General features: G+C 68.4%; 15 protein-coding genes. 6 read left to right on the forward strand and 9 right to left on the reverse strand.

Going from position 1 to position 23,955, the window contains the following annotated elements:
• The first annotated feature begins 55 nt into the window (after nucleotides 1-55).
• The 4 genes from AC1DS3_RS00160 to AC1DS3_RS00175 all read left to right on the forward strand — a co-directional run bounded on the left by AC1DS3_RS00160 (nucleotide 56) and on the right by AC1DS3_RS00175 (nucleotide 4,097).
• Nucleotides 56-1,612, forward strand: a complete 1,557-nt coding sequence (locus tag AC1DS3_RS00160) for a methyl-accepting chemotaxis protein (protein ID WP_441632475.1) — start codon at nucleotides 56-58, stop codon at nucleotides 1,610-1,612.
• A 697-nt stretch (nucleotides 1,613-2,309) separates the two neighbouring features.
• Complete coding sequence (gene fur, locus AC1DS3_RS00165) at nucleotides 2,310-2,756, forward strand: ferric iron uptake transcriptional regulator (RefSeq protein ID WP_441632477.1); 447 nt, start codon at nucleotides 2,310-2,312, stop codon at nucleotides 2,754-2,756.
• A 92-nt stretch (nucleotides 2,757-2,848) separates the two neighbouring features.
• The gene (locus AC1DS3_RS00170) at nucleotides 2,849-3,127 is read left to right on the forward strand and encodes a hypothetical protein (RefSeq protein ID WP_441632479.1); all 279 of its coding nucleotides are present in this window, start codon (nucleotides 2,849-2,851) and stop codon (nucleotides 3,125-3,127) included.
• A 172-nt stretch (nucleotides 3,128-3,299) separates the two neighbouring features.
• The gene (locus AC1DS3_RS00175) at nucleotides 3,300-4,097 is read left to right on the forward strand and encodes a MipA/OmpV family protein (RefSeq protein WP_441632481.1); all 798 of its coding nucleotides are present in this window, start codon (nucleotides 3,300-3,302) and stop codon (nucleotides 4,095-4,097) included.
• Nucleotides 4,098-4,168: 71 nt separating this feature from the next.
• Here AC1DS3_RS00175 and AC1DS3_RS00180 read toward each other — a convergent pair whose 3' ends face one another.
• The gene (locus AC1DS3_RS00180) at nucleotides 4,169-5,095 is read right to left on the reverse strand and encodes a DMT family transporter (RefSeq protein WP_441632483.1); all 927 of its coding nucleotides are present in this window, start codon (nucleotides 5,093-5,095) and stop codon (nucleotides 4,169-4,171) included.
• Nucleotides 5,096-5,441: 346 nt separating this feature from the next.
• Here AC1DS3_RS00180 and AC1DS3_RS00185 point away from each other — a divergent pair, with 346 nt between their 5' ends.
• A complete protein-coding gene (locus tag AC1DS3_RS00185; protein ID WP_183034679.1) occupies nucleotides 5,442-5,759 on the forward strand; it encodes a PadR family transcriptional regulator in 318 nt (105 codons plus the stop codon).
• Nucleotides 5,760-6,078: 319 nt separating this feature from the next.
• Here the strand turns inward: AC1DS3_RS00185 and AC1DS3_RS00190 are convergent, their stop codons facing one another.
• From AC1DS3_RS00190 to AC1DS3_RS00205, 4 genes are all read right to left on the reverse strand, one after another.
• Nucleotides 6,079-7,098: a putative 2-aminoethylphosphonate ABC transporter substrate-binding protein gene (locus tag AC1DS3_RS00190; protein WP_416051353.1), complete on the reverse strand. Its 1,020-nt coding sequence runs from the start codon at nucleotides 7,096-7,098 to the stop codon at nucleotides 6,079-6,081.
• Nucleotides 7,099-7,179: 81 nt separating this feature from the next.
• Nucleotides 7,180-8,925 carry a putative 2-aminoethylphosphonate ABC transporter permease subunit gene (locus tag AC1DS3_RS00195; protein WP_441632485.1) on the reverse strand — a complete coding sequence of 582 codons (1,746 nt, stop codon included), beginning with the start codon at nucleotides 8,923-8,925 and terminating at the stop codon, nucleotides 7,180-7,182.
• Complete coding sequence (locus tag AC1DS3_RS00200; protein ID WP_441632487.1) at nucleotides 8,922-10,022, reverse strand: putative 2-aminoethylphosphonate ABC transporter ATP-binding protein; 1,101 nt, start codon at nucleotides 10,020-10,022, stop codon at nucleotides 8,922-8,924. The genes AC1DS3_RS00195 and AC1DS3_RS00200 overlap by 4 nt, the downstream gene beginning before the upstream one ends.
• Nucleotides 10,023-10,137: 115 nt before the next feature.
• Nucleotides 10,138-13,371, reverse strand: a complete 3,234-nt coding sequence (locus AC1DS3_RS00205; RefSeq protein WP_477126533.1) for a bifunctional diguanylate cyclase/phosphodiesterase — start codon at nucleotides 13,369-13,371, stop codon at nucleotides 10,138-10,140.
• Between the two features lie 287 nt (nucleotides 13,372-13,658).
• Between AC1DS3_RS00205 and AC1DS3_RS00210 the strand changes: the two genes are divergently transcribed.
• Nucleotides 13,659-15,611: a sensor domain-containing diguanylate cyclase gene (locus AC1DS3_RS00210; RefSeq protein WP_441632492.1), complete on the forward strand. Its 1,953-nt coding sequence runs from the start codon at nucleotides 13,659-13,661 to the stop codon at nucleotides 15,609-15,611.
• A gap of 19 nt (nucleotides 15,612-15,630) precedes the next feature.
• Here the strand turns inward: AC1DS3_RS00210 and AC1DS3_RS00215 are convergent, their stop codons facing one another.
• The 4 genes from AC1DS3_RS00215 to bcsB all read right to left on the reverse strand — a co-directional run bounded on the left by AC1DS3_RS00215 (nucleotide 15,631) and on the right by bcsB (nucleotide 23,929).
• Nucleotides 15,631-15,963, reverse strand: coding sequence for a hypothetical protein (locus AC1DS3_RS00215; protein WP_441632494.1), 333 nt, complete (start codon nucleotides 15,961-15,963; stop codon nucleotides 15,631-15,633).
• 66 nt (nucleotides 15,964-16,029) lie between these two features.
• Nucleotides 16,030-20,466, reverse strand: coding sequence for a cellulose synthase subunit BcsC-related outer membrane protein (locus AC1DS3_RS00220; protein ID WP_477126534.1), 4,437 nt, complete (start codon nucleotides 20,464-20,466; stop codon nucleotides 16,030-16,032).
• Complete coding sequence (gene bcsZ / locus AC1DS3_RS00225; RefSeq protein WP_441632498.1) at nucleotides 20,439-21,665, reverse strand: cellulose synthase complex periplasmic endoglucanase BcsZ; 1,227 nt, start codon at nucleotides 21,663-21,665, stop codon at nucleotides 20,439-20,441. Before bcsZ ends, AC1DS3_RS00220 begins: the two co-directional genes overlap by 28 nt.
• Nucleotides 21,662-23,929, reverse strand: a complete 2,268-nt coding sequence (gene bcsB, locus AC1DS3_RS00230; RefSeq protein ID WP_441632843.1) for a cellulose biosynthesis cyclic di-GMP-binding regulatory protein BcsB — start codon at nucleotides 23,927-23,929, stop codon at nucleotides 21,662-21,664. The genes bcsZ and bcsB overlap by 4 nt, the downstream gene beginning before the upstream one ends.
• Nucleotides 23,930-23,955 lie beyond the last annotated feature (26 nt).

Genomic DNA, 23,955 nt, shown 5'->3' on the forward strand with positions numbered 1-23,955 from the left:
CCGATATGGCGTCAGCAGTGCTGTAAATCCATAGCTAGAAAAAAGGGGAGAGAGAATGCTGGAGCGCCTGAGCCTGAGGAAAAAATTGCTGTTGCCATTGCTGCTGAGCTGGGTCTGCCTGCTCGGGCTGACGCTATGGGACGCCTGGCAGATGCGCGAGCTGCGCCTGGCGGAGCGAAAGCTCGACCTGGCGCACGTCACCGAAACCGCGCTGTCCATGGTCCAGTCGTACGAGGCACTGGGGCGCAGCGGCAAGATGCCGATGGAAGACGCCAAGCAGCAGGCCCTGGAGCGCGTGCGCGCCATCCGCTTCGGCGAGGACGGCTACTTCACCCTGATGCACTCCAACGCGGTCGTGGTGATGCACCCGTTCAAACCGGAGATGAACGGCAAGAACATGGAAGACACCAAGGACCCGAAGGGCACGTATCTGTTCCGCGATATCGCCGCGATCGGCAAGGGCGCGGGACAGGGCTACGTGCAATACCTGTGGGCCAAGCCTGGCGCCGAGGCGCCGCAGCCCAAGCTGAGCTACGTGGCGAACTTCAAGCCGTGGGACTGGAACTTCATCGCCGGGGTCTACCTGGACGATATCGACGCGGCGTTCCACCGGGCGCTGCTCAAGTCGCTGGCCTTGCTGCTGGGCATCGGCACGGTGATGACTGTCGTGGTGCTGCGCATCGCCAACAGCCTGCATAAACAGCTGGGCGGAGAGCCGGCGCTGACTTCGCGCATCGCCGCGCGCATCGCCGAAGGCGACCTGGCCAGCGAAGTGCACACCGCGCCCGGCGACAACCACAGCGTGCTGTTCGCCATGCAGCAGATGCAAACCCGCCTGACCGGCGCTATCGGCAGCATCCGCGGCTCGGCGGATTCGATTGCCGGAGCGGCCAGGGAGATCGCCACCGGCAACGCCGACCTGTCGCGCCGCAGCGAGGAGCAAGCGGCGTCGCTGGAGCAAACCGCGGCCAGCATGGAGCAGCTCACCGGCACCGTGCGCCAGAGCGCCGACAACGCGCGCCAGGCCAGCCGCCTGGCCGAGGGCGCATCGGAGATCGCGGTGCGCGGCGGCGTCATCGTGGGCAAGGTGGTCAACACCATGGGCGAGATCAAGGCCGCCTCCGGCAAGGTGGTCGACATCATCGGCGTGATCGAGGGCATCGCCTTCCAGACCAATATCCTGGCGCTCAACGCGGCGGTGGAAGCCGCCCGCGCGGGCGACCAGGGCCGCGGCTTCGCGGTGGTGGCCGGCGAGGTACGCAGCCTGGCGCAGCGCAGCGCTACCGCCGCCAAGGAGATCAAGGCCTTGATCGGCAACTCCGCGCAGCGGGTGGATGATGGCTCGGCGCTGGTGGAAACCGCGGGGCAAGCGATGGACGAGATCGTGGAAGCGGTCAAGCGCGTGACCGACCTGATGGGCGAGATGCGCGCCGCCACCGAAGAGCAGACCGGCGGCATCGAGCAGGTCAACCAGGCCGTGACGCAGATGGACCAGATGGCGCAGCAGAACGCTGCGCTGGTGGAGCAGGCAGCCGCCGCGGCTGCCTCCCTCGAAGACCAGGCCGATGCGCTGCACCGCGCCGTTGGCACGTTCCGGCTGGCGGGCGCCTGAGATCCGCATAGGGCAGTAACCAGCAGTAGCCAGCGGCGCCCCGGGCTCGGCATGCCGGGCGCCGCCATCGCGCGCTTGACTGCGCGCTTCGCGTGCGCCGGGGACTTTCCCCGCTTGCCCGGCGCACGTTTTCTTTTTCCGCGTTTCCCCCGTGTTTCCTCCCGCGCTTGCGCGCAGCTGGTGGCCGCGCCACCCGCAAAGCCCTTCCAAAACAAGTTGAAAAATTTTCCTTGTAATGAGATTAATTCCCATTTACTATGGCTTCACTGACTGACGCAGGCAAGCAAGGAAGCAAGACATGCCTGGCCCGGCGCCAGGCACCAGAACACAGGAAGGCCAGCGGCAAGTCCGAGGCAACCAGAATTTTGAGATGTCGCAACGCGGCATCCATCACCGTCTTTTGTGGGGACCGCTCCGTACCGCGGAGCGTTTGGCAGTAGCCAGTCACCGGAGGATCGGGAAAGCAACCAGACCCCGCTTTCCCGATCGCCTCTTCGGCTGACAAGCCAAGCCATTTTTTTATTCCGCGAGCCGTGCACCACGGCTCGCAGCAGCGTGCGGCCTTCCTTGCAGGACGCCGCCCGCTGCACGCCTACGGTTGGAATCGCGAACGTCCGCCCAATGCGCGTGACGGCGCAGCCGGCCCAGACAGCTTCATTTCCGATTGATGCGCCCCATGCGGGCGCTAAGCCGCAGCATGCTGATGCCTCCCAACAGTACCGAACCCATTGACCTCAAGCGTGCCGGACTCAAGGCAACGTCACCGCGCGTTCGCGTGCTGGAAGTCTTCCGTGCCAGCCCACGGCGCCATCTCAGCGCCGAAGACGTCTACCGCATCCTGCTGGCTCAGGAAGTGGATGCCGGCTTGTCGACGATCTACCGCGTGCTCAACCAGCTGGTGCAGGCCAACATCCTGCTGCGCCACAGCTTCGAAGCCGATCACGCGGTGTTTGAGCTCAACGAAGGTGGCCACCACGACCACCTGATCTGCGTGGCCTGCGGCCGCGTGGAAGAATTCCGCGACGAAGCCATCGAAATCCGCCAGCGCGAAGTGGCAAGCGCCAATGCCTTCGTGCTGCGCGAGCACATGCTGGTGCTATACGGCCTTTGCCCTGAATGCCGAGCCGACAAATCCATCAACTGATACGGCCCTCGTTCCACCGCCCCCCATTGTCGGAACCACGGCCTCGCCCGTCCCCGCCCGTCGCGGGCGCCGGTGCGCAACCGGAGTCCATCATGGATCGCCAGACTAAGCCCCTGACCGAACTCAAGCGCCTGCTCAACGATTGCCTGCATGCGCAACCCGGCTGCCACGGCTGCCAGCTGCACGCCGTGTGCGTGCACCGGCCGGACCACACGGGGTGCAACTGGAGCGCGGAGGTCGATTTCCCGGGGACGAGCGAGGAAGAAGCAATACGGAGCTTGCCGCTGGCACGCCGGGTGGTCGTGATGGTCAGGGAGCGCTTCAATGTGGAGCGGATGAACACGGGCGAACCGGGCTTGGGCCTGGCATAAGCCAGGCTCAAGTCCCCGGCACGGTTCACGCACGCAGGTAGCACTTGCGTTAAGGCACAGGGGTGAGCGCTTTCCACCCTGCCAAATCCCCCCACCCCCACCCCCTCCAGTTAAAATCCCCCGCTAGCCCCCGCGCTCAGCGCGGCCCCACCCAAATCCGCTCCGCATCCAAATGCCCATCCCCTTCGCGCCCCGCCGCGCACTTCTGGCTCTAGCCCTCACCCTGGGCGCCACAGCCGCCTGGGCAGCGCCTGACGTGCCGGCCACCACCGCGCCCGCCAGTAACTGGAAGATCTCGGCCGGCCCGGGCGTGTACGCCGCGCCGGATTTCCCCGGCTCCCGCCGCACGCTTGTCTATCCGATCATCTACCAGGACATCGACTACGGCGGCCGCTTCTTCTCGCGCGGCTTCGACCTGCTCGGGGTCTACGCGCTCAACAACGACATCTGGCAGATCGGCGCCGACTTCCAGTTCGACCCGACCTGGCGCAAGAGCAAGAATGACAGCCGGCTAAGGGGCCTGGGCGACGTCAACATGACCATGCGGGCGCGCGCATTCGCGCAGGCGCAGGTGTCGTTCGTGACGTTCTCGGCGGACGTGGCGCAGGATATCGCTGGCCAGGGCCAGGGCCTGATCGCGAATGGGGATGTGCTGTTCAGCCTGCCAGCCGGTAAGTGGCTGTTCACGTTGGGGCCAGGGGTGACCTGGACCAACGGCAAGTACATGCAGACATTCTTTGGCGTCACGGCGGAGCAGAGCGCGCGTTCCGGCCTGCAGACGCACGCCGTGGGTGCTGGTCTGCGCGAGTGGCATGCAAACGGCATCGTCACCTACGAGATCTCGCGCAACTGGTCCGCGCTAGCCTCCGTGACCTTTGCCCGGCTGCAGGGCGACGCGGCCAGCAGCCCGATCACCGAGCGGCGCCAGCAATGGACCACCATGGGCGCCGTGACCTACCGTTTCCGCTAAGCAGGAGTAGTACGGATAGCGCAGGTAGGGCGAGATGAGCTGGATGAGCGACGTGGCCGAGCCTTCCCTCGTCAGGGCCGGCCCGGCCCTGACGCCACCGCAGTCGCGCCCGTAGCCGGGGCGGCGGGCCGCAGCACCAGCCAGACGGCCATTCCGATCAGCGCTCCGCCGGCGGCGTGTGCCCACGACAATTGCTCGCCAAGGAAGATGGCACCCCAGACGATGCCGAACGGCGGGATCAGGAAGGTCACGGTCAGCGAGCGAACCGGGCCCAGGTCGGCAATCAGCCGGTAGTACAGGATGTACGCAATCGCCGTGCAGAGCATCCCCACCCCCAGCATCGCCATCCACACGCCAGGGCCAGCGGCCGGCAGCGTGTTTTCGCGCATCAGTGCAACCGCGCTGAAGGGCAGCAGGAACAGGGTGGCGCCAACCATGCTGCCCGTTGCCACCAGGCGCGCGTCCAGACCGCCCTGCGCGGTGATCCAGCGCCGCGCGAGGAAGCCCGCCAGACCGTAGCATGCTGTCGCCACCAGGCAGGCAGCGGCGCCGAGCAACACCTGGGGCGAGAACGCTACCGGTCCGGTACGGGTCAGCACCGCGACACCGGCAACACCGAGGACGACGCCGCCGGCCTTGGCCAGCGTCAAGCGCTCGCTAAAGCACAGCGCGCCGATCAGCACACCCATCAGCGGCGTCATGGCGTTGAACACGGCAGAGTAGCCGGCCGGCAGCCACAGCGCAGCGAACGAGTACATGGCGAAAGGGATGCCGGAATTGATCACGCCCAGCACCATGACCTGCCGCCACTTGCCGCGCATGTTCCAGCGCACGCGCATCATCGCCAGGCAGGCCGCGAGCGTCAGCGCCCCGATCAGTACCCGCAGAAAGGCGGCGGTCAGGGGACCAAGCACCGGCGCGCTGATCCGCAGGAACAGGAAACTGGCGCCCCAGATGGCGGCAAGGCTGAGCAGGCGGATCAAGTCGGAGGGTTTCATGGGGAGAAAACGAGGATGGTGTGCCCGGATTAAACCCCGGCGCCAGAGTGGCCGCAAGCTGGTTTCGGACATCTCCCTGCCCCAGATTGCCGCTAAAAAGCGAAGTTTTATGCGCTTTTTAGCGGAATCACGACGTTGACACCCTACTGACGAGGGGACAGCTACACGAGTTGCGTGACAAGTCGCGTTTAGTTATTTTAAAATCTGATCTGCGCCAGAGTTAATTGACCCCTCCGACGCATTCCCGACAAGCCGCCACTCACGTGGCGGCTTCTTTTTTGCGGCGCACGGTTCACAACTATAAATCAACGTCAACCGCAATGGGAGATGACGCGTTTGCAGCGTCATGAAACGACAGTTCCTTGGCTTGCTAGCCCGCATTTACGTCCTCCAATTTGCCGTCGAAGTGCCGGCCACCGTGGCCATGCTCGCCGAGATGCTGATGGAGTACGGCTTCCAGGTGGATATTGGCACCGTCCGTCCCTTGCTGCGCGCCTTGCAGATGGAAGGCTACATGGAAAGCGTCCTGCGCGACGGCATCGGGCGCGTCTACCTGATCACGGAACGTGGCCGGGAAGAGCTGCGCAGCAGCCGCAGCCATGTGGACGACTTGTATCGCCGGCTGCACTCGCGCAACGATCCCTCGGAAGCGTCCCACAGCTGATTGCCAGCACGGCGGCCAGGCTTGGCCGCTTTTGCGCAGCGCCCCGGCGGCGCTCGCACCGGGGCAGCGTGAGTCCACACTCACGCCCTCGCCTCTCTTCACATTACCCCCGTACGCTGCCCACCAGAAACGCCCAGACGGGGCCGTTTTGCCGCAACTCGTCATGCGACGAATAACGTACCCGTTTCTGCGTGGACCACCATGCTTTGCATCAATGAAAGCGCCCGGGCAAGCCGTACGCGCTGGATTGCGCACCACTTGCCCGGGCTTTGCCGGCTAACGCTGATCGCCAGGTTTTACCTCTTCGCTTCTTACTGATTTACTTCTTCTCGGCCTTGCCTTCGTAACGCTTGCTCCACTCGGCGAGAATGCGGTCCCGGTTGGCGCTGGCCCACGTGAAGTCGTTCTTGATCAGGCGCTTCTCGTAGTCGGCCGGCAGCAGCGGATCCGGCTTGGCGATGCCAGGGATGGCCAGCACCGCGAAGTTCTTCTCGTACAGCGCCATGGCGTCGGACGAGGCGGAGAAGTCGGCCAGCTTGCGCGCCGCATCCAGGTTCTTGGTGCCCTTGATGATCGCGGTGGCCTCGATGTCCCAGCCCAGCCCTTCGGACGGCAGCACGATGTCGATCGGTGCGCCTTCCTTCTTGGACTTCATTGCACGGTATTCAAACGCGATGCCGATCGGGAACTCGCCTTGCGCCGCCATCTTGCAGGGCTTGGAGCCGGAGTGCGTATACAGGCCGATATTCTTGTGCAGGGCGTCCATGTAGGACCAGCCCTTTTGCTCGCCCATCATTTGCAGCCAGGCGCTCACGTCCAGGTAGCCGGTGCCCGACGACGCCGGATGCGGCATGACGATCTTGCCGGCGTATACCGGCTTGGTCAGGTCGGCCCACGACGTGGGCTTGGGCAAACCCTGCTTTTGCGCCTCGATGGTGTTGAAGCAGATTGCCGCGCCCCATACGTCCATGCCAACCCATGCCGGCGGATTGGCGGCGCTGCGGTATTGCGCGTCCACCGCCGCCAGGTTCTTCGGCGCGTACGGCTGCAGCATGCCTTCCTTGTCGAGGATGGCGAGGCTGGAACCGGCGAGGCCCCACACCGCGTCGGCGCGCGGCGCGGCCTTCTCGGCCAGCAGCTTGGCGGTCACGATGCCGGTGGAGTCGCGCACCCACTTGATCTCGATGTCCGGGTTGGCCTTCTCGAACGCGGCCTTGTACGCGGCGATCTGATCGGCCTCCAGCGCGGTGTAAACCGTCAGCACGGTATTGGCATGGGCAGCGCCGGCCAGCAGCGCGAAGGCGGCCACGGCGGTGGCGGTGCGGAACAGGTGAGTCATGGTTTCTCCTTGGAAGGCATGTCGTGAAATTCGGATCGTGAAATGCGTGTCGTGGCGCCGGCGCTGGTCAGCGACGGCAAATCAAGGGGCTGGCGCGCGCCAGGCTTGCGTGCGGCGCAGCCAGCCGCGCGCGGCGCCCATCAGCAGCAGGCAGGCCAGCGCCGAGGTCAGCAGGATCAGCGTGGACATGGCCGCGGCCGGCGCGGTGTCGCCGGCATCGTCCATGTTCAGTACCGAGATCGCGGCCAGCACGGTATCGGGGCTGTACAGGAAGATCACCGCGGATACCGTGGTCATGGCCGAGACGAACAGGTAGCGGAAGATATCGATCAGCGCGGGCAGGCAGATCGGCACCGTCACCCGCCAGCAGGTGACCAGCGGCGCCACGCCCAGCGACAGCGCGGCGGCCTCGAACTCGGCATCGAGCTGGCGCAGCGCGGCCGCCGCGGTAAGGTGGCCGGTGGTGTAGAAGTGGGCCACGTTGCAGATCACCAGCAGCGTCATGGTGCCGTAGAGCGCGTGCAGCGGATTGGACGGCGCGTTGAAGAAAAACACATAGCCCAGCCCGAGCACCAGGCCGGGCACCGCCATCGGCAACACAAAGCCGGCACGCAGCACGCCATGCAACCACGCCGGCCCGCGTGTGCGCTCGGTCAGCCACGCGCCGAAGAAGATCGCCAGCGTGCCGGCCAGCGCGCTCAGCGCGGCCAGGCGCAAGCTGTTGCGGTAGGCCAGCCAGCCGCCGCCATCCATATTGTCGAAGTCGTAATGCGCCAGCGTGAGCTGCAGGTTGTACGGCCACAGCTTGACCAGCGAAGCGCCCACCGCCGCCGCCAGCATGGTCAGCAAGGCGGCGCCGATCACCATCACCACCAGCGTGCAACACGTGTCGCGCAGCCCGTCGCGGCCCGGCACATAGACCTGGGCGCGGCTCGACATCTGCGCGCGTTGCCGGCGCTGCATGGCGATGTCCACGCCGAAAGTCAGCAGCGCCGGCAACAGCAGCAGCATGCCGATCAGCGCGCCGCGCGCGAACTGCTGTTGCCCCACCACGGCCTTGTAGGCTTCCAGCGCCAGCACCGGATAGCCGCCGCCCACCACCTTGGGCACGCCGAAATCCGTCACCACCAGCGTAAACACCAGGCACGCCACGCCAAACAGGCCGTGCCGCGCGCCCGGCAGGGTCACCGTGAGGAAGGTGCGCCAGGCGGAGGCCCCCATGGCGCGCGCGGCCTCGTACAGGCGCGCGTCGGCCAGCGAGAGCGCGGCCATCAGCACCATCAGCGCATGGGGAAACGTATAGAAGGCCTCGCCCAGCACGATGCCCCAGAAACCATAGATGCCGCCCGCGCCGAATGCGCCCTTGAAGACGCCCTGGTTGCCGAACAGGTAGACCAGCGCGATGCCCGGCAGCAGCGAAGGGGCAAACAGCGGCAGCAGCGCAATGCCCCGCCAGAGCGGCTTGAACGCGATACGGGAGCGTTGCAGCGCGTAGGCAAAGCCGAAGGCCAGCGGCACCACCAGCGCGGCCACGGTCAGCGAGACGGCCACGCTGCGGCCCAGCAGCGGCAGGAAATTCGGGTTGGCGACCAGCTCGGCCACGCGCGCGGGCAAGGCCCAGCGCCCGGCTTCATCGAACCACGCCTGGCCAAACAGCGCCAGCAGCGGCAGCACCAGCGCCACGGCCAGCCCGGCGAGCCAGAGCCACTTCATCGCGGCGGGCGCGGCATGCGCGATGCAGTCCGCCGCGCTGCCGGCGCCACACCCGCGACTGACGGCGGCATCACTCTCGGCCTTCGCCCCGGCCGCGGGCAATGCGCGCGTCATGCGAACACCTGCAGCGCCTGGCTGGGCAGCGACACCCAGAACTTGTGGCTGCCCGGCGCCGGCAGCAGATGGCGCTCCTCGCGCAGCACGTCGGCAAACAGCGTATGGCCCGGCAGGCGGTCGGCCTCCAGCATCAGGCGATAGCGGCTGCCCAGATAGGTCTGGTCGACAATGCGCGCCAGCAAGCGGTTGGGCTCGCCTTCCGCGGGGTGCAGCCGGATGGCTTCCGGGCGGCAGCACAGCCGGGCTGCGCCATCGGCCACCTCGCCCGCGCGGGACGGGGACACCGCCAGGTCGAGCTCGCCCACGCTGAAGGTATCGCGCCCGCTGAGCCGGCCATCCAGCCAGTTGGCCTGGCCGATGAATTCAGCCACGAAGGCCGAGGCCGGGCGCTCGTAGATCTCGCCGGGCGTGCCGACCTGGGCGATGCGCCCGCCCTCCATCACGGCGATGCGGTCCGCCATCGCCATGGCTTCATCCTGGTCGTGCGTGACCATGACGGTGGTCACGTTCAAGCGCCGCTGCAACTGGCGCAACTCCAGCCTCAGATGCTCGCGCACCCGCGCATCGAGTGCCGACATCGGCTCATCGAGCAACAGCAGCGAGGGTGCCGGCGCCAGCGCGCGCGCCAGTGCCACGCGCTGCTGCTGGCCACCCGAGAGCTGCCCGGGGAACTTGCGCTCGCTGCCCGCCAGGCCTACCAGCGACAGCATTTCCGCGACGCGGGCCTCGCGATGCGCACGTCCCATGCCCCGGCCCTGCAAACCATAGGCCACATTCTGGGCCACCGGCAGATTGGGAAACAGCGCATAGGACTGGAACAGGATGCCGTAGTCGCGCGCCTGCGGCGGCAAGCCCGTCAGCTCGCGCCCGCCGGCGTGGATACGGCCCGTGTCCTCGCGCTCCAGCCCCGCGATGATGCGCAGCAGCGTGGTCTTGCCGCAACCCGAAGGGCCCAGCAGGCACAGCAGTTCCCCCTGCGCCACCGACAGCGAAACGCCGTCCAGCGCCTGGAACCCTCCCGCCCCTCCGAAACGCTTGCCTACCTGCTCGACCGCCAGGAACGCGCGGCCCGGCGCGGACTCACCTGCTTGCATGGACAACCCTCTGCGCTTTGATAACAGCGGGCAGCATAGGAGCGGCGCATGCCAGCCGTGTGGCAGTTGGGCAAAGAATCCCGATGCAGGTATCGGCGGATTTTGGGGATGGGCCTCAAACCGTGGCCGGCACCCGTTGTGCCCAGGCGCGCATGGTCGCTTCACCGCCTGCCGCGCAGATCTCCATCAGGCCGGCCAGCGGCACCGCCTGGCAGAACAGGTAGCCCTGCACGGCATCGCAGCCGTGTTCGCGCAGGAAGGCGAACTGCGCGGGCGACTCCACGCCTTCGGCCACCACTTGCAGGTGGAGCTGGTGGCCAAGGGTGATGATGGCGGCCGCCACGGCCTGGTGATGCTCATCGTGCGCAACGTCGTCGACGAAGGCTTTGTCGATCTTCAGCTTGTCGATCGGCAGCCGCGTCAGGTAGCTCAAGCCCGAATAGCCCGTGCCGAAATCGTCGATCGACAATCCCACGCCGAGCGCGCGCACGCGCTCGAAGGTGTCGATGGTCTTGCTGCCGCCCTCGATCAGGATGCCCTCCGTCACCTCGATGGTGAGGCTCGAAGCCGGCAGCCCGGCGGCCGCCAGGCATTGCTTGACCATGGCGGGAAACCCTTCCTGGCGCAGTTGCAGCGGCGAGATATTCACCGCCACATCCAGCTCCACGCCAAGCTCGCTGCGCAGGTGCTGGATCTCGCGGCAGGCCGTGGCAAGGATCCACTCGCCCAGCGGCATGATCAGGCCGCTCTGCTCGGCAATCGGGATGAACTCCGTTGGCGGGATCACGCCGCGCTCGGGCGTTTCCCATTGAATGAGCGCTTCCACGCCGGCAATGCGCAACGTGGCCGTGTCGACGATGGGCTGGTAGCGCAGCTTGAACGCCTGCGTGGCCAGCGCGCGCCGCAGCAGCCCCTCGATGGTGAAACGCGCCATGGATGCCTCGGCCATCTCGCTGGAGAAGCGGCTGAGCTGCGCCCCGCCGCGGCGCTTGGCCGCGTACATGGCGGCATCGGCATTCCTGAGCAGGTCGGCCAGGTTGTCGCCGTCGTCGGGGCACAGCACCATGCCGATCGAGGGCGTCACGCGCAGGCGCTGGTTGCCTAGCTGCAGGTCTTCCGACAGGCGGGCCAGGATCTTGGCGGCGACCAGCTCGGCCTCGCTGTCCTGGCTCAACGGGTCGAGCACCACCACGAACTCGTCGCCGCCCATGCGGGCGACCAGGTCGGCGTGGCGCACCGCGGCCTTGAGGCGATCGGCCACGATACGCAGCACCTCATCGCCGATATGGTGGCCGAGCGATTCGTTGATGCGCTTGAACTGGTCGAGATCGAGCAACAGCAGCGCGATGCGCTCGCCCTTGCGCAGCGCGCGCTGCAGCACCAGTTCCGTGCGTGCATGCAGCTGGGCGCGGTTGGGCAGGCCCGTAAGCGCGTCGTGATGCGCGAGGTGCCGGATGTACTCGTCGGCACGCTTGCGCTCCGTCAGGTCATGCGCGATGGCGAGATAGCCGCCGGCATCCAGGCCACCGATGCCGGCCTCGCCAGCAAAGGCCGGGACCGCCACGTCCCCCGTGCCGCCGGGCACGTGCGGCTCGGGCAGCGCGGTCAGCGTCAGTTGCACCGGCAGGCGCGAGCCGCCCTTGCGGACATAGGTCCACTCCTGTTCGTCGGTCAGCCCGAGCCGGGCCTTGCCGACCACGGCGGCCAGGCCCGGCGCCACCGGCTCGCCCAGCTCGCTGGTGAGCACGGCCGCGCGCGCCGCAACCTCCTTGGGATCGAGGAAGTCCAGGTAGCGCATGCCTGCGGCCACCTCGCTGGCCTGGTACCACAGCATGCGCTGGCCGGCGCGGTTGATGCCGGTCACCGTGCCGTTGCGGTCGAAGGTGATGACGCACAGCGCGGTGTGATCCAGCACGCGTGCGCTGCGCTCTGCCGCGTCGGCGGCCGCCAGTTCGGCGCGGCGGATGGCGCTCTGGTCCGTCACTACCCATAGCACCCGGCCGGGCCCGGCAGCAGGCACCGGCGCCACCGCCACGCGCACGGGAATGATGGTGCCGTCGGACCTGCGGGCGTGGCTCTCCAGCCGCCCCTCAAGCGCCATCGCCGCCAGCCTGGCGGCATCGGGCAGCAAGGTGGCGATGAGGGTGCCGGGGAACTGGTCCGGCGCCTTGCCGAACAGCGCGGTGGCCGCCGCGCTGGCGATCTGGACACAGCCATCGGCATCGCATACCAGGAAGGCATCGCTGGCGCTGGCCAGGCCCGCGCGCTGCAAGGCGCCATCCGCCTGCCGGCCCTGGCGCGCCCGCGCCGCGAGCTGCCACGCCATGCGCTGCTGGCGTGCCAGGCCAAACACGATCCAGGCAAGCAGCAGCGTGCCTGCCGTGCCGATCGCCAGTACCAGCGTGGAGCGCCGCGGGCGATGCGCCGATTCGAAGGCCGGCGTGGTGATGGCGCGCAAGGTCCAGACCCTGCCGCCATAGGTCAGCTCGCGTTCGGCCTGCATCAACGGCGCCGGGACCCGCGGGCTGGCCGCCCCGGGCCCGGGCGCGGCGGCGCCGGCCAGGAACGCGCCGGGCTGGGTCTCGCGGCCTTCATCTAGCATCAGCGACAAAGTGCCGGCCGCGGGCAGGCTGACCCCGCGCAGCAGGTCTTCCAGGCGCAGCGAGGTATAGACATAGCCGGTCACGGCCAGCTGCCGCTGGGTGGGGGTGTTCAGCGGCAGGCCACTGCCGTACACCGGCAGGTACAGCACCACGCCACGCTGCGGCGCCTGCGTTTCGCTCTCCCGCGTGAGTTCCACGCCGCCGCTCAGGCGCACCTCGCCGCTATCGCGGGCAGCCTCGGCGGCAGCGCGGCGCACGGGATCGGACATGATGTCAAAGCCAAGCGCCCGCGTAATGCGCCCGGCGAAGGGCTCGACATACACAACCGGCGCGTACACGTCGCGCGGGCCCAGCGGGTAGACCTCGAAGCCGGGCTGGCCCTCGCGGCGCATCGTCTCGACCAGCCGGTCGAGCTCCCTTGACGCGGTCAGGCGCGCATAGCCGATCGAATGCGTGCCGGGCGGCAGGTCATCCAGCTGGGTGGTGTACAGGTAGTTGCGCCACTGCTCGCGGGTGAGGGCGGGATCGGCGGCAAACAGCCCGCTGGTGCCGCGCAGCAGCTGCTCGTTGTCCTGCAGGCGCCGTTGCAAGGCGGAGAAGACCGGCGAGAACACCGCCTCGAAATCGCCCCGCGCCACCTCGCGCTCGAGCGTATGCATGCCGCGCCAGGCGCCGCCAGTCGCCAGGGCGCCGGCCGCGGCGACCAGCAGGGACAGCAGGACTGGCGAAATTGAGGGCAGTTTCATGAATTGGGGGTGCGGATGGGAGCCCTCGGTGGCCTCCCCCTGCCGCCGCAGGGCGACGGCCCACTATACCGTGGCGGCAATGGCTCGCCCACCCCCGGCGCGCCACTGTAACGTGCGGCGCCACACGGTGGCGGGCGCGGCCCGCGCGCGCCCATGCCAGACTCGCGCGGGACTGGCGCTTGTGGTAGGGTTGGCGGGCCTGCAAGCCTGCCGAAGCCCGACTCCCGGCAACCATGCGGGCCGGCCGTCCAGAAGGCGCGCGCCGTCCCCCGACACCGCCGGCTCGCATGCCCCAAGTTTCGCTTTCCCTGAAGGCGCGTCTCGCGCTGATTACCACGGCGCTTGCCGCCGTGCTTGGTACCGGCATCGTGCTGGCATCGCTCTATTACGCGCACGACGACCTGCGCGCCGCGCTGCAAGACCAGCAGGACTCCATCGTCAAGCTCGCCTCGGACCAGCTCGACACCGCCATGGAAGACCGCATCACCCTGCTGTCCCACGTGGCGCCGCAACTGGCCGGCGAGCTCGCCCGCCCGGGCGCCGAGCTGCGCCTGCTGCTGGAGCGGCGGATTCCCGTGCCCGGCGCCTTCAATGCGTTCATGCTGGCCGATGCCCAGGGGCGCGTGCTGGCCCGGGATGGCGTGCAGGTCAGCATTGCCGACCGCGACTACTTCCGCGAAGCCGCGCGCACCCTTGAACCCGTGATCACCCCGCCTATCCGCGCCCGTATCAATGGCGCGACCGGCGTGCTGGTGGCGGTGCCCATCGTCTCGAAGCAAGGCGAATTCCTTGGCCTGCTGGGCGGCTGGCTCGATCTGTCGAGCGCCAACTTCCTGGTGGAGATCACCCACAACCGGCTCGGCACCACCGGCTTCTATTGCCTGGTATCGGGAGGGCGGATGCCGGTCTATGTGCGGCACCCCGATCCGGCCAAGGCCACGCAGCCGGCCCGCGCGCTGGGAGACACCTGCGGCGTCGACGACCGCAGCGGGCGCATCGAGTTTCTCTCGCCCGCCAGGCCGCTGATCTCGCGCTACCTGATGGAGAGCACCGGTTGGGAGCTGGTGGCGGTGCTGCCCGCGCAGGAGGCGTTCGCGCCGCTGCACGCCATGCAGGTGCGCTTCCTCGCGCTGGCCCTGCTGTCGCTGGCGGTGGTGGCCCTGCTGATCTGGCTGACGGTGCGGCATCTGCTGACGCCGCTCACGCGCCTGCACCAGGTGGTAAGCGATAGCGCGCACGACCTAGCGGCCTACGAGAAACTGCCAGCGCAGCAGCATGACGAGATCGGCGATCTGGCGCGCGCCTTCGGGCAGCTGATGCATGACGTGCGCGAGCGGCGCGAGCAGCTCGACCTGAGCGAGCGCCAGTTGCGCGCGGTCACCGATACGCTGCCTGCGCTGCTGGCGTTTATCGGGCCCGACGAGCGCTACGTCTTCAACAACCTCGCCTACGAGCGGACTTTCGGCATCACGGTGCAGGCGCTGCGCGGCATGAGCGTGCGCGAAGTGATCGGCGACACCCGCTATGCCCGCGCCCGGCCGTTCCTGCAAAAAGCACTGGCGGGCAGCGCGGTGACGTTCGAGACGGAAGAAAGCGATCCGGATTACCGCTGCATGGAGACCAGCCTGCGCCCCGAATGGAGCGCGGATGGCAGCCATGTGGTGGGCGTGCATGTGCATGTGCAGGACGTGACCCAGCGCAAGCTGGAGACCCTGCGGCTATCACGCATCTCCCGGCTCGACCACCTGACCCAGTTGCTCAACCGCAACGCCTTCGAGGCGCTGCTGCAGGCCGCCATGACGCGCAGCCGCGAAGACGGCCGGCTCATGGCGCTGCTCTACCTGGACATGGATCGCTTCAAGGCGGTCAACGACTTCCACGGGCACATCACCGGCGACCTGCTGCTGCAGGCCTTCGGGCGGCGCCTGCAGCGCTGCGTGCGCGAGCGCGACACTGTTGCGCGCCTGGGCGGCGACGAGTTCGCGATCGTGCTGGAGGATATCGGCGGCGCGGCCAATGCACAGCGCATTGCGCAGGCCATTGTGCATTCGGTGAGCCGGCGCTTTTTCATCGACGGGGTGTTTGCCGATGTGGATGTGAGCATCGGCGTGGCGCTCTACAAGGGCGCGCCGATGCCGGACCAGGAGTTGATGCGCCAGGCCGATGCCCTGCTCTACCGCGCCAAGGCGGCAGGCCGCGGCCGCTTTGAGATGGGGCCGCCGGACCTGCTGGATAGCTGACTTAGCTCACCTGGCTGACTTACTTGCCTTCTTCGAACGGCACGTGCTTGCCGTCGCGCGACTGATAGCCCAGCTTGGTGTCCGCGCCCATCATCCGCTCCCATGCCACCATGGCATCCGCCACGGCTTGAGGCTCGCCCTTGAACACCAGCACATCGTTGCCGCAGTTCGGGCACTGCCCGCCAAACACGGCATCGATGCCGCGCAGGTTGGGGGCGTCGATGGCATCGAAGGTACTGAACGCCGTCTTGCAGGCGCCGCACACCAGTTGCGCGGGCCGCATGCCTTCGAGCCGCGCGCGGGCCTGGCCGGCACGCTCTGCCTGGCTGCCCCGTTGTTTTGCTTCACCCATGATGGACTTCCTTTGCGCAGCCGCCTGGCTGCGCTTCACTTGATTGATTCATCCGTTGCGCGCCCCTCAGAACGGCGCGGGGCCCACGGCCGACTGCGGCGCCACCGGCGGGAACGCGATCTGCCCGGTCTGGCGCTGCAACGCGTAGCGCACATAGACGCCGGCATACCACTGGCGATAGTCGCGCGCGTTGTCGATGCCAAGCATGCCGCCGACAAACAGCTGCTGGGCCGCCTGGTACTCCATCGAGCCAACCAGATTGTAGGCCAGGCCGGTCTTGGACTGGCCAGGATAGACGGTATTGCCGGCCGCCGACTGGGCCGCTCGATCGGTCGGGAAATAGTCCGATGCATCCTCGCGGAACGCCTGCATGCCTAACGCGCCGCGCACATTGTAGGCCAGCCGGCCGCTGCGCCCTGCCAGCGAGAGCGGCACGGTCACGGCGAAGTAGGTCTGCGGGCTGAAGTAACCACCCTGGCCGAAGGTGAAGTAGCGCAGGTTATCCGCGTACCCCATCGAGGTGAAGTTCACGCCGCTCATCAGGCGCTGCTCGGCGTTGTCGATCAGGCGCAGGTAGAACCCGCCACCGCCTTCCCAGCGTGTGTTGCGCTTCACATCGTGCCCGGTCAGCAAGCCGTAGCCGCCGTAGCCGTAGATACCGAAGAAGCCATCGTCCCAACCCAGGTCGACGCGCCCGCTGCTGTTCATCACGCCCCCCCACTGCAGGCCGGTGCGGTCATCGCGCGCGCCCGCGTACGACAGCAAGCTGTCGGTGACGGGGCGGCGCGATGCGCCAAGCGACAGCGTGGTGCGTTGCGTCAGCGGCAGGTTGAAGCGCACGCCGGTATTGACGTCGGTGTAGCGGAAGCCCAGCGGCGTGCTGCCAATGTCAGCCTTGATGCGGTCCGATTCATAGGCCACGCCCAGCGCCACACCAAAGGCATTCTGCTGGCCGGCGGAAGTGGACCGCAGCGGCGTGCCGGCCGAGTTGACGGGCGCGCCGCCCACCGGGACCGCCAGCGGGCCGCCGCCAAAGCGCGAGGCGGTGTTGAAGTCGCTGCCCACAGAGCCCGCATCCAGCGCGACCGGTGTCACGCGCGCCACCAGCTTGCCGTTGCCGACGGCTATCTTGGCTTCGGCCACCACCTGCATCTCGGTGAGCTGGCTCATGCCGGAGTCGCCATTGCGCCCGCGTAGCACAGGGCCGCCGGCGAGCGTGCTGGTGCGCTGCGATTCGATCTCGTTGAGTTCCTGCTGCGCGGTCTTGGGGCCGGTTGGGTTGGCCTGCGAATCGGCTTCGGCCAGCCAAGGCGCGCGCGACTGCGCGCCAATCGGCTGGCGCGCGGTCGCGGCGGGCGCCGGTGCCGCCGCGTAGCCGCCGGCTGCCGGCGCGGCGTACTGCGCGACGGGATACTGCGGTGCCACGGCCTGCTGCGGCACGGGATAGGGCACGCCAGGCTGCTGGGCGAGCTGCGCGTTGGCTGGATAGGCGGGGTAAGCCTGACCAGTTTGACCAGCCTGACCAGTCTGATAAGACCGGTTGGCTGGGTAAGCCTGCGCAGGCGCCTTGGCCGCGCGCGTGTTCTTGCCGCGTGTGCTGGCGGGCGCCTGCATCGGCATGGGCGCTTGCACCTGCTGCGCATAGTAGGCCTGCGGCTGCTGGATCTCCGGCGCCATGCCTTGCCCGGCAGCGGACAGCGGCGCCGGGATGTAGGGCTGCGAGGCCTGTGCGCTCGCGTTCATCATCACCGGCGCGGGAGCCATTGCCGGCTGGGGCGCGGCCGCGGCGCGCGTGGGACCGGGCACGATCAGGTACGGCGCCTGCGACCCGGGCGGCGGCAACTGCGAGCTGCCGCGCTGGCCGGGCAGGCCGACAAACGGGTTGGACGGCACGCGGTCGAAGCCCGCGCCATTCGGGCGCGCGCCGGTCGAGGCTATGCCCGTGGCGTTCTCTGCTGCCACCGCTGCGCGGAAATACTCGGCGGCACGCGAGGTCTTGCCTTGGGCGCGGTAGAGCCGCCCGGCGGCGGTCAGTACCTTGGGCGATTTGGGTGCCTGCGCCAGCGCCATCTGCAGCGTGCCTTCGGCCCAGCTGTATTCCTTGGCGGCGGTGGCGGTGCCGATCGCCGCCAGCATCAGGTCGAGGTTGCGCGGATCCTTCTCCAGCACGCTCTCGTACAGCGTCAGGGCCTTCTTGTTCTCGCCCGCTTGCGCGTACATGCGCGCCAGGCTTGCGCGCACGGCGCTGTTGCCAGGGCGCTCGGAGAGCGCCGGCGCCAGCATGTCGTAGGCAGCCACGAGGTCGCCGCTCTCGGTCAGCGCATCGGCCTGGCGCACGATGTAGGCGACCCGCAGGTCGTCATAGTCGCGGCGCTGCGAACTACTCAGGTTGGCGTTGGCAAGCTGGCGCAGCACGCCAGCCAGCTCCACGTCCTGCTTGGTCTTGAGCAGGATGGCGGCGTACTGCAGCTGCATGCCAACGTCCGGGCGCACCGTGCGGCCCATGACGTTGCGCATCAGCGAGAGCGCGCGCGCCTCGTCGCCAGCGTCGGCATAAGCCAGAGCCAGCGCGCCCAGCTGGTCGGGGTCCTGCTGGGCGTAGCGTTCGGCTTGCGGCAGCACGCCCAGCGCGGCGGCCTGCTGGCCGGCGGCGGCGAGCCCGCTGGCGCGCTCGGCTTCCGCGTGTACCCACAGGCGGCGTTGCAGGGTACCCATGTCGCGGGTGCGGTTCTGCGGGGGAATGCGCTCTAGCGCTTCGAGCCCGCTTTGCCAGTCGCCGGTTTCGGCGGACAGCAGCGCGCTGGCGTACAGCGCGTCCGGCATATTGGGGTTGGAGAGCAGCAGGCCGTCCATGACGCTGCGCGCCTGCTCCTTCAAGCCCATCGACGCATAGGCGCGCGCTACATCCAGGCGCACCCACGGGTTGGTGGGGTCGGCCGCCATCGCGTCTTCCAGCGCGCGGCGCGCGCCGGCGGCATCGCCGCGCTGCAAGGCGGCACGGGCCTGGCCTCGGGCCTCCTCGGCGCGCAGCTTGCCCAGCGAGCCCACCTTGTCCTGCTGGGCGGGTGTCAGGTTTTGCACGATGGCGAGCGCTTCCGCGCTCTTGTTCTGCGCCGCCAGCACGCCAACCAGGCCGCGCGTGGCGTCGGGATTGTCGGGCTGCTGCTTGAGCACGCGGCGATACGCGGCTTCGGCCGGGGCGTACTGGCCTTCCTCGGCCATCACGTCGGCCAGCGCCACCTGGGCGGAAGGCTCGCGCGGGTCGAGCTTGACCGCACGCTCCAGCAGGCTGCGCGCCTCGGCGCGATTGCCCGCGCCACGCGCGGCGCTGGCCTGCTCGGACAGCAGCCAGTATGTGGCGCTGTTCTGCGCGCTGCGGTAGCGGCCCCCGGCACCACGCTTGGCGGCCTGGTCGAGGAAGTCCAGGGCCTCGGCAAACTTCTCCTGCTTGAGGCGCAACACGCCCATGCCGCCGAGCGCGTCGGCGTCGCCGGGGCGCTCCTGCAGCGCGGTCTGGAACCGGTCGCCGGCGCGCTCGAGGTCGCCGGCATCCATGGCGTCGAAGCCCTGCTGCACGATCTGGCGCGCAGGGTTGCCAGCGGCACCTGCCGCTTGCGTGGCTTGCTGTTGCTGCTGGGCCTTGACCGCATCGAGCTTGGCGCGGATGGTGGCGTCGTCGGGATGGCTTGCCAGCCAGGCCTGGTACAGCGGCGTATCCGCCGGGCGGCCGCCCAGCCAGGTCAGCGCCCGCCGCCAGCTCTCGCTGGCCTGGCTGGCTACGTCACTGCTTTTAGACAGCCGCTCCAGCTGGCGAATGCCGTCGCGGCGCGTGGACTCGCGATAGGTCAGGTGCTGCGCCAGCGCGAGCTGCGCGCGGTTGTCCGACGGATTGGCGCGAGCCAGCCGCTCCAGGCCCTTGCGGGCTTCTTCCCAGCCCTGTGCCGTGCCGCCCAGCGTCTGGTAGTACTCCAGGGCCAGGTTGCCTTGCGGCACCGCGCCGCCCACAGCTTGCTGATAGCGCTTGACCGCTTCCTCGCTCTGGCCGCTGCGCGCCAGCTGGCGCGCCTGCTCGACCTGCTGGGTTGCGCCGCCGCTGCTGATCACCTGCGTGAGGCGCGCCACCAGCGGGGAGTTGGGCTGGGCCTTCTTCAGGCGCTCCAGGTAGGTGCGCGCGCCATCGGGGCGGCCCGCCTCGGCTTCGGCCACGCCCATGCCATACAGGGCTTCCGGCTGGGCCGGATTCAGGCGCAGGATCTTCTGCCACGCTTCGGCAGCGCGGTCGCTGCGGCCGCGTTCCTGCCAGTACTTGCCCTGGTCCACCAGCAGCTTGACCGGGTCCTCCTGCGCCGTGGCGGCCGCGGCGAACTCCGTCAGCAGGCTCAGCACCAGCGTCTTGGCGCGCAGGCCCTTGCTGCGCGCGGTGTCCGCAACAATGTGCTGCCCGCTCGCCGAGCGGGGGGTGTTCGCGCGTCCGTTCATGGCCGGGCGCTTGCGGTTCGACATGTCTTCTCCCACTCCAGCTCCAGTTGCCCCGAAGGCGCGAACCGGTAGCGGCCTTCGGCAAAGCCGAGGCCGAATAATCCCAATACGGTGTCGTAGTACGTGGCGGCGGATCTGCCCGTGGCCGAGCCGATCATTGTCTCCGCCCGGGTGCGCTGTACCGCGGCTGCCGGCGATCCGGCCGCCTGCAGGAACGGCACCAGCGCGGCGGAAAAGCCCGTCGGGCCATCGCCGTCCACGGCACCGCTATCGGCGTGCATGCGCTCGGGCGGCGCAGCGCGTCCCGCCATGCGCTGCGCCTGCGGCACCAGCGCCTTCATCAGCATGCGGCCAGCGGCGTCACCGCGTGGCGTCACGCCGGCCCATAGGTAGACACGGATGGCGTCATAGCTGCTGACATCGCCCTTGTCGGGGTCGGTGAGAAAGCCGCTGCCGGCTGCGTCGCTGCGGTAGGCCGACCAGTCGGGCACAATGCCCTGTTTGGCCACCGCTTCGACCAGCTTGCCGGCCTGCGTGGCAAGCGTGCCCCACGGGCCGGACGGCTCGGCCGAGGCCAGGCGGCGCAGCAGCGGCACCGGCAGGTAGCTGGCATTGAGGCGCCACTGGCGCGGGCCATCGGCATTGCCTTGGACGAAGCCCTGCGGGCCGGGCAACAGCATGGTGCCAAAGCCGGGCAGCGACACCACTTCTTGCCTGGCCACCAGCTTGAGCAGCGCGCGCGCCTGCTCGCCATAACGCGGCTGCTTCCACAACCGCGCGGCTTCGAGCAGCGCGAAGGCGAACCACAGGTCAGCGTCCGATGCGGGGTTGGCATCGATCACGCCCCACGAGCCGTCGGCCCGGTGGCCCCACTGCCAGGCGGGCAGCTTGTCCTGCAGGTTGCCCGCACCGAGGTTGGCAACGCTCCATTGCCACAGACGGTCGAAAGTAGCGCGGTCGTTGGCCATCAGGGCGAACACCATGCCGTAGGATTGGCCCTCGGAGGTGCTTTGCTGCTCCTTGGTGGACGGGTCGAGCACGCGGCCGTCGGCCTGCACGAAGCGGGACAGGAACTGCTGGTACAACGGCCACGCGCAGGCAATCTGCGCCGATGCCTTCGGCGCTGCGGCGCGGGCCAGCACGGGCCAGCCACCCAGCGCCCCGAGCGCGCCCAGGCCGGGCAAGCCCGCGAGCCATCGGCGGCGTGTGCGGTTCACGCTCACTTGTGTTCCCCCAGCTTGCGGCGCGCGGCGCGTGCCCGCAGCGACAGATACATCAACACCGCCAGCAGCAGCGCGGCGCCGCCGATCATCAGCACCATGACGAGCGGCCGCTGCGAGAGCCACCACTGCACATAGGTCCAGGGCGGCAGCTTGCCCACGTGGTAGTTCTGCTGTGCCGCCAGGCTGTCGATCTCCTTGCCGCGCACCAGCGCCAGGCTGCCTTGCACCTTCGTGACCCGGTCGGGATCGAGCAGCACCTCTGTCACGGTCTGCAGGCCTTGCGGCGCGTTGCTGGTGACGGCCACCACACTGCGCCCGGACGCCAGCGGCGACTCGAAGGCGCTTAGCGCGGCATCGGTGCTGGCGCTGCTGATCGACATGCGCGTCTCGACCGGGCGGTTGCGCGTGCCATCCGCGCCGTTCCACCAGCCCGTCACCGCGGACACCAGATCGGTCAGCGCAAAGCGCTTTTCATTGCCGGCCAGCGTGACCGGCATGCGCTCGGCCCATTGCGTGAAGAGCGGCTGGCTCTGCGTGGTGCCGATCACCAGCAGGTCGCGCGCGGCCTGCTTGTCGACCTGCGCGGCGCCGCTCACGGCCACTCCGGTAGTCGGATAGCCAGTGGATTCGCCCATGCGCCCCATCAGCGTGAGGTAGGTCGAGTAGTCCTCGGCAGCGGGCTTGTCCGGCAGGATGACGGCGGTCTCGGAGAGGTCGGCCATGCGCGTGAAGGGAAAGCCGCTGTTGCCGAACACCGCCAGGTCAGGCAGCGCGATAAAGTGCGGCAGGCCGGTGATGTTGATGGTCGAGTCCGGGTCGATCGCGCCCTTGACGTTGTCCAGCATCACGTCCTTGCACGCGCCCTGCTTGAGGTAGTCGTAGTAGAAATGGAACTGCAGCTGCGACTGCGCGGGCAGCATGAACAGCGGCAGCGCGATGCGCTCGTCGACCGGCACCGAGCCATCCGGCAGCACCTTGGCCAGCAACTGGCTGGCACGGCCATCCTGGTTCTTGACCGAGCGCAGCGCGTAGGCGCGCAGGAACTGGTTGCTCACGCTGATGTTGAGGGTGGACTTGTCCACCACCGGGCGCGGCGTATAGCGGTACTTCAGGTCGATCGGGATGCCCTTGCTGCGCCAGCCGAACAGGTCGGGCGGCAGCCGGAAATTCACCCGCACCAGGTCCGGATTGTAGCCCGAGACATTGAGGTCGCGCATTTCGGCTAGCTCGCCAAAGCGCACCGGGCGGTCGCTGCGGATCCAGTTGGGCGCGTCGTAGGGCACGCGCGGCGCCACGTCGTCGAGCTTGTTGATGGTGGCGCTCTGCCCGGACAGCGCGCGCGCGCCGAGCGTAAGCGCCTGCGCCGCGGTCTTGAGCTCGGCGCTGTCGCGGCCCATCACCAGCAGAAGCTTGCCGTTCGCATCGCCCGGATTCGGCACCACCGCGATCGACGGCCCGCCGATGGCGGGCACCTGCACACCCGCAGGTTTTTCTTCGTTGGTGACGAACACCACCGCATTGCCGGCAGCCGGTACCTGGTTGAGCGTGGCGGCAAACGACGCACCGCGATAGCCGGCCAGCGCGCCGAACCACGACGAGACCGTGCCCGCGGCTTCCAGCGTGGCCGGCGACGGCGCGCCAGCGAACACAAAGGGCAGCCTGAGGCGGCTAACGTCGCGCCGATCGAAGAACGGCAGCGGCAGCAGCGCCAGGTCGTTGGCCAGCGCCACCGGCGTGAGCGTGAGCTCCAGCACGCTGCTGTTGCCAACGGTGGCCCACAGGCTGGAGTGGAAGGGATCTTCGCAATCGGTGGTGTAGTGGCCGATCAGCTGCAGGTTGAGGCGGTTGAACTCGGTGATCAGCCGCGGCTCGATCGGCACATCGCGCTCCAGGCTGGTGCCCGCGGTGTCCTTGGGCACCGGCACGGCGCCGGCAACCTCGCCGTTGACCATCACGTTGATATGCGACAGCGCCGGTATCAGCGCGGGCGAATACGTGTAGCGCAATTTCAGGCGCGCGCCGGTCACGACCTCGTCAGCACGGATCGAGAATGGCACGCCGTTGATGGCGTCCACGCCGCGCAACTGGAACGGCGCGGCGGCACCCAGCTGCTTGAGCGTGAGCTGCACGGTGCGCGCGCCGCTGCGGGGCGCGGCGGCGACGGCCTGCGCCGCCACCCCGGCGGGCGACTGCGCGACGACCTCGTCGCGCGTGGTGTCGGGCACGCCGGCACGCTGGGCGCCGGCCGGGGTCACCGTCAGCATGGCGAGCGCGAGCAATGCGCTAAGGC

Source organism: Cupriavidus sp. 01L46 (genome assembly GCF_056399905.1).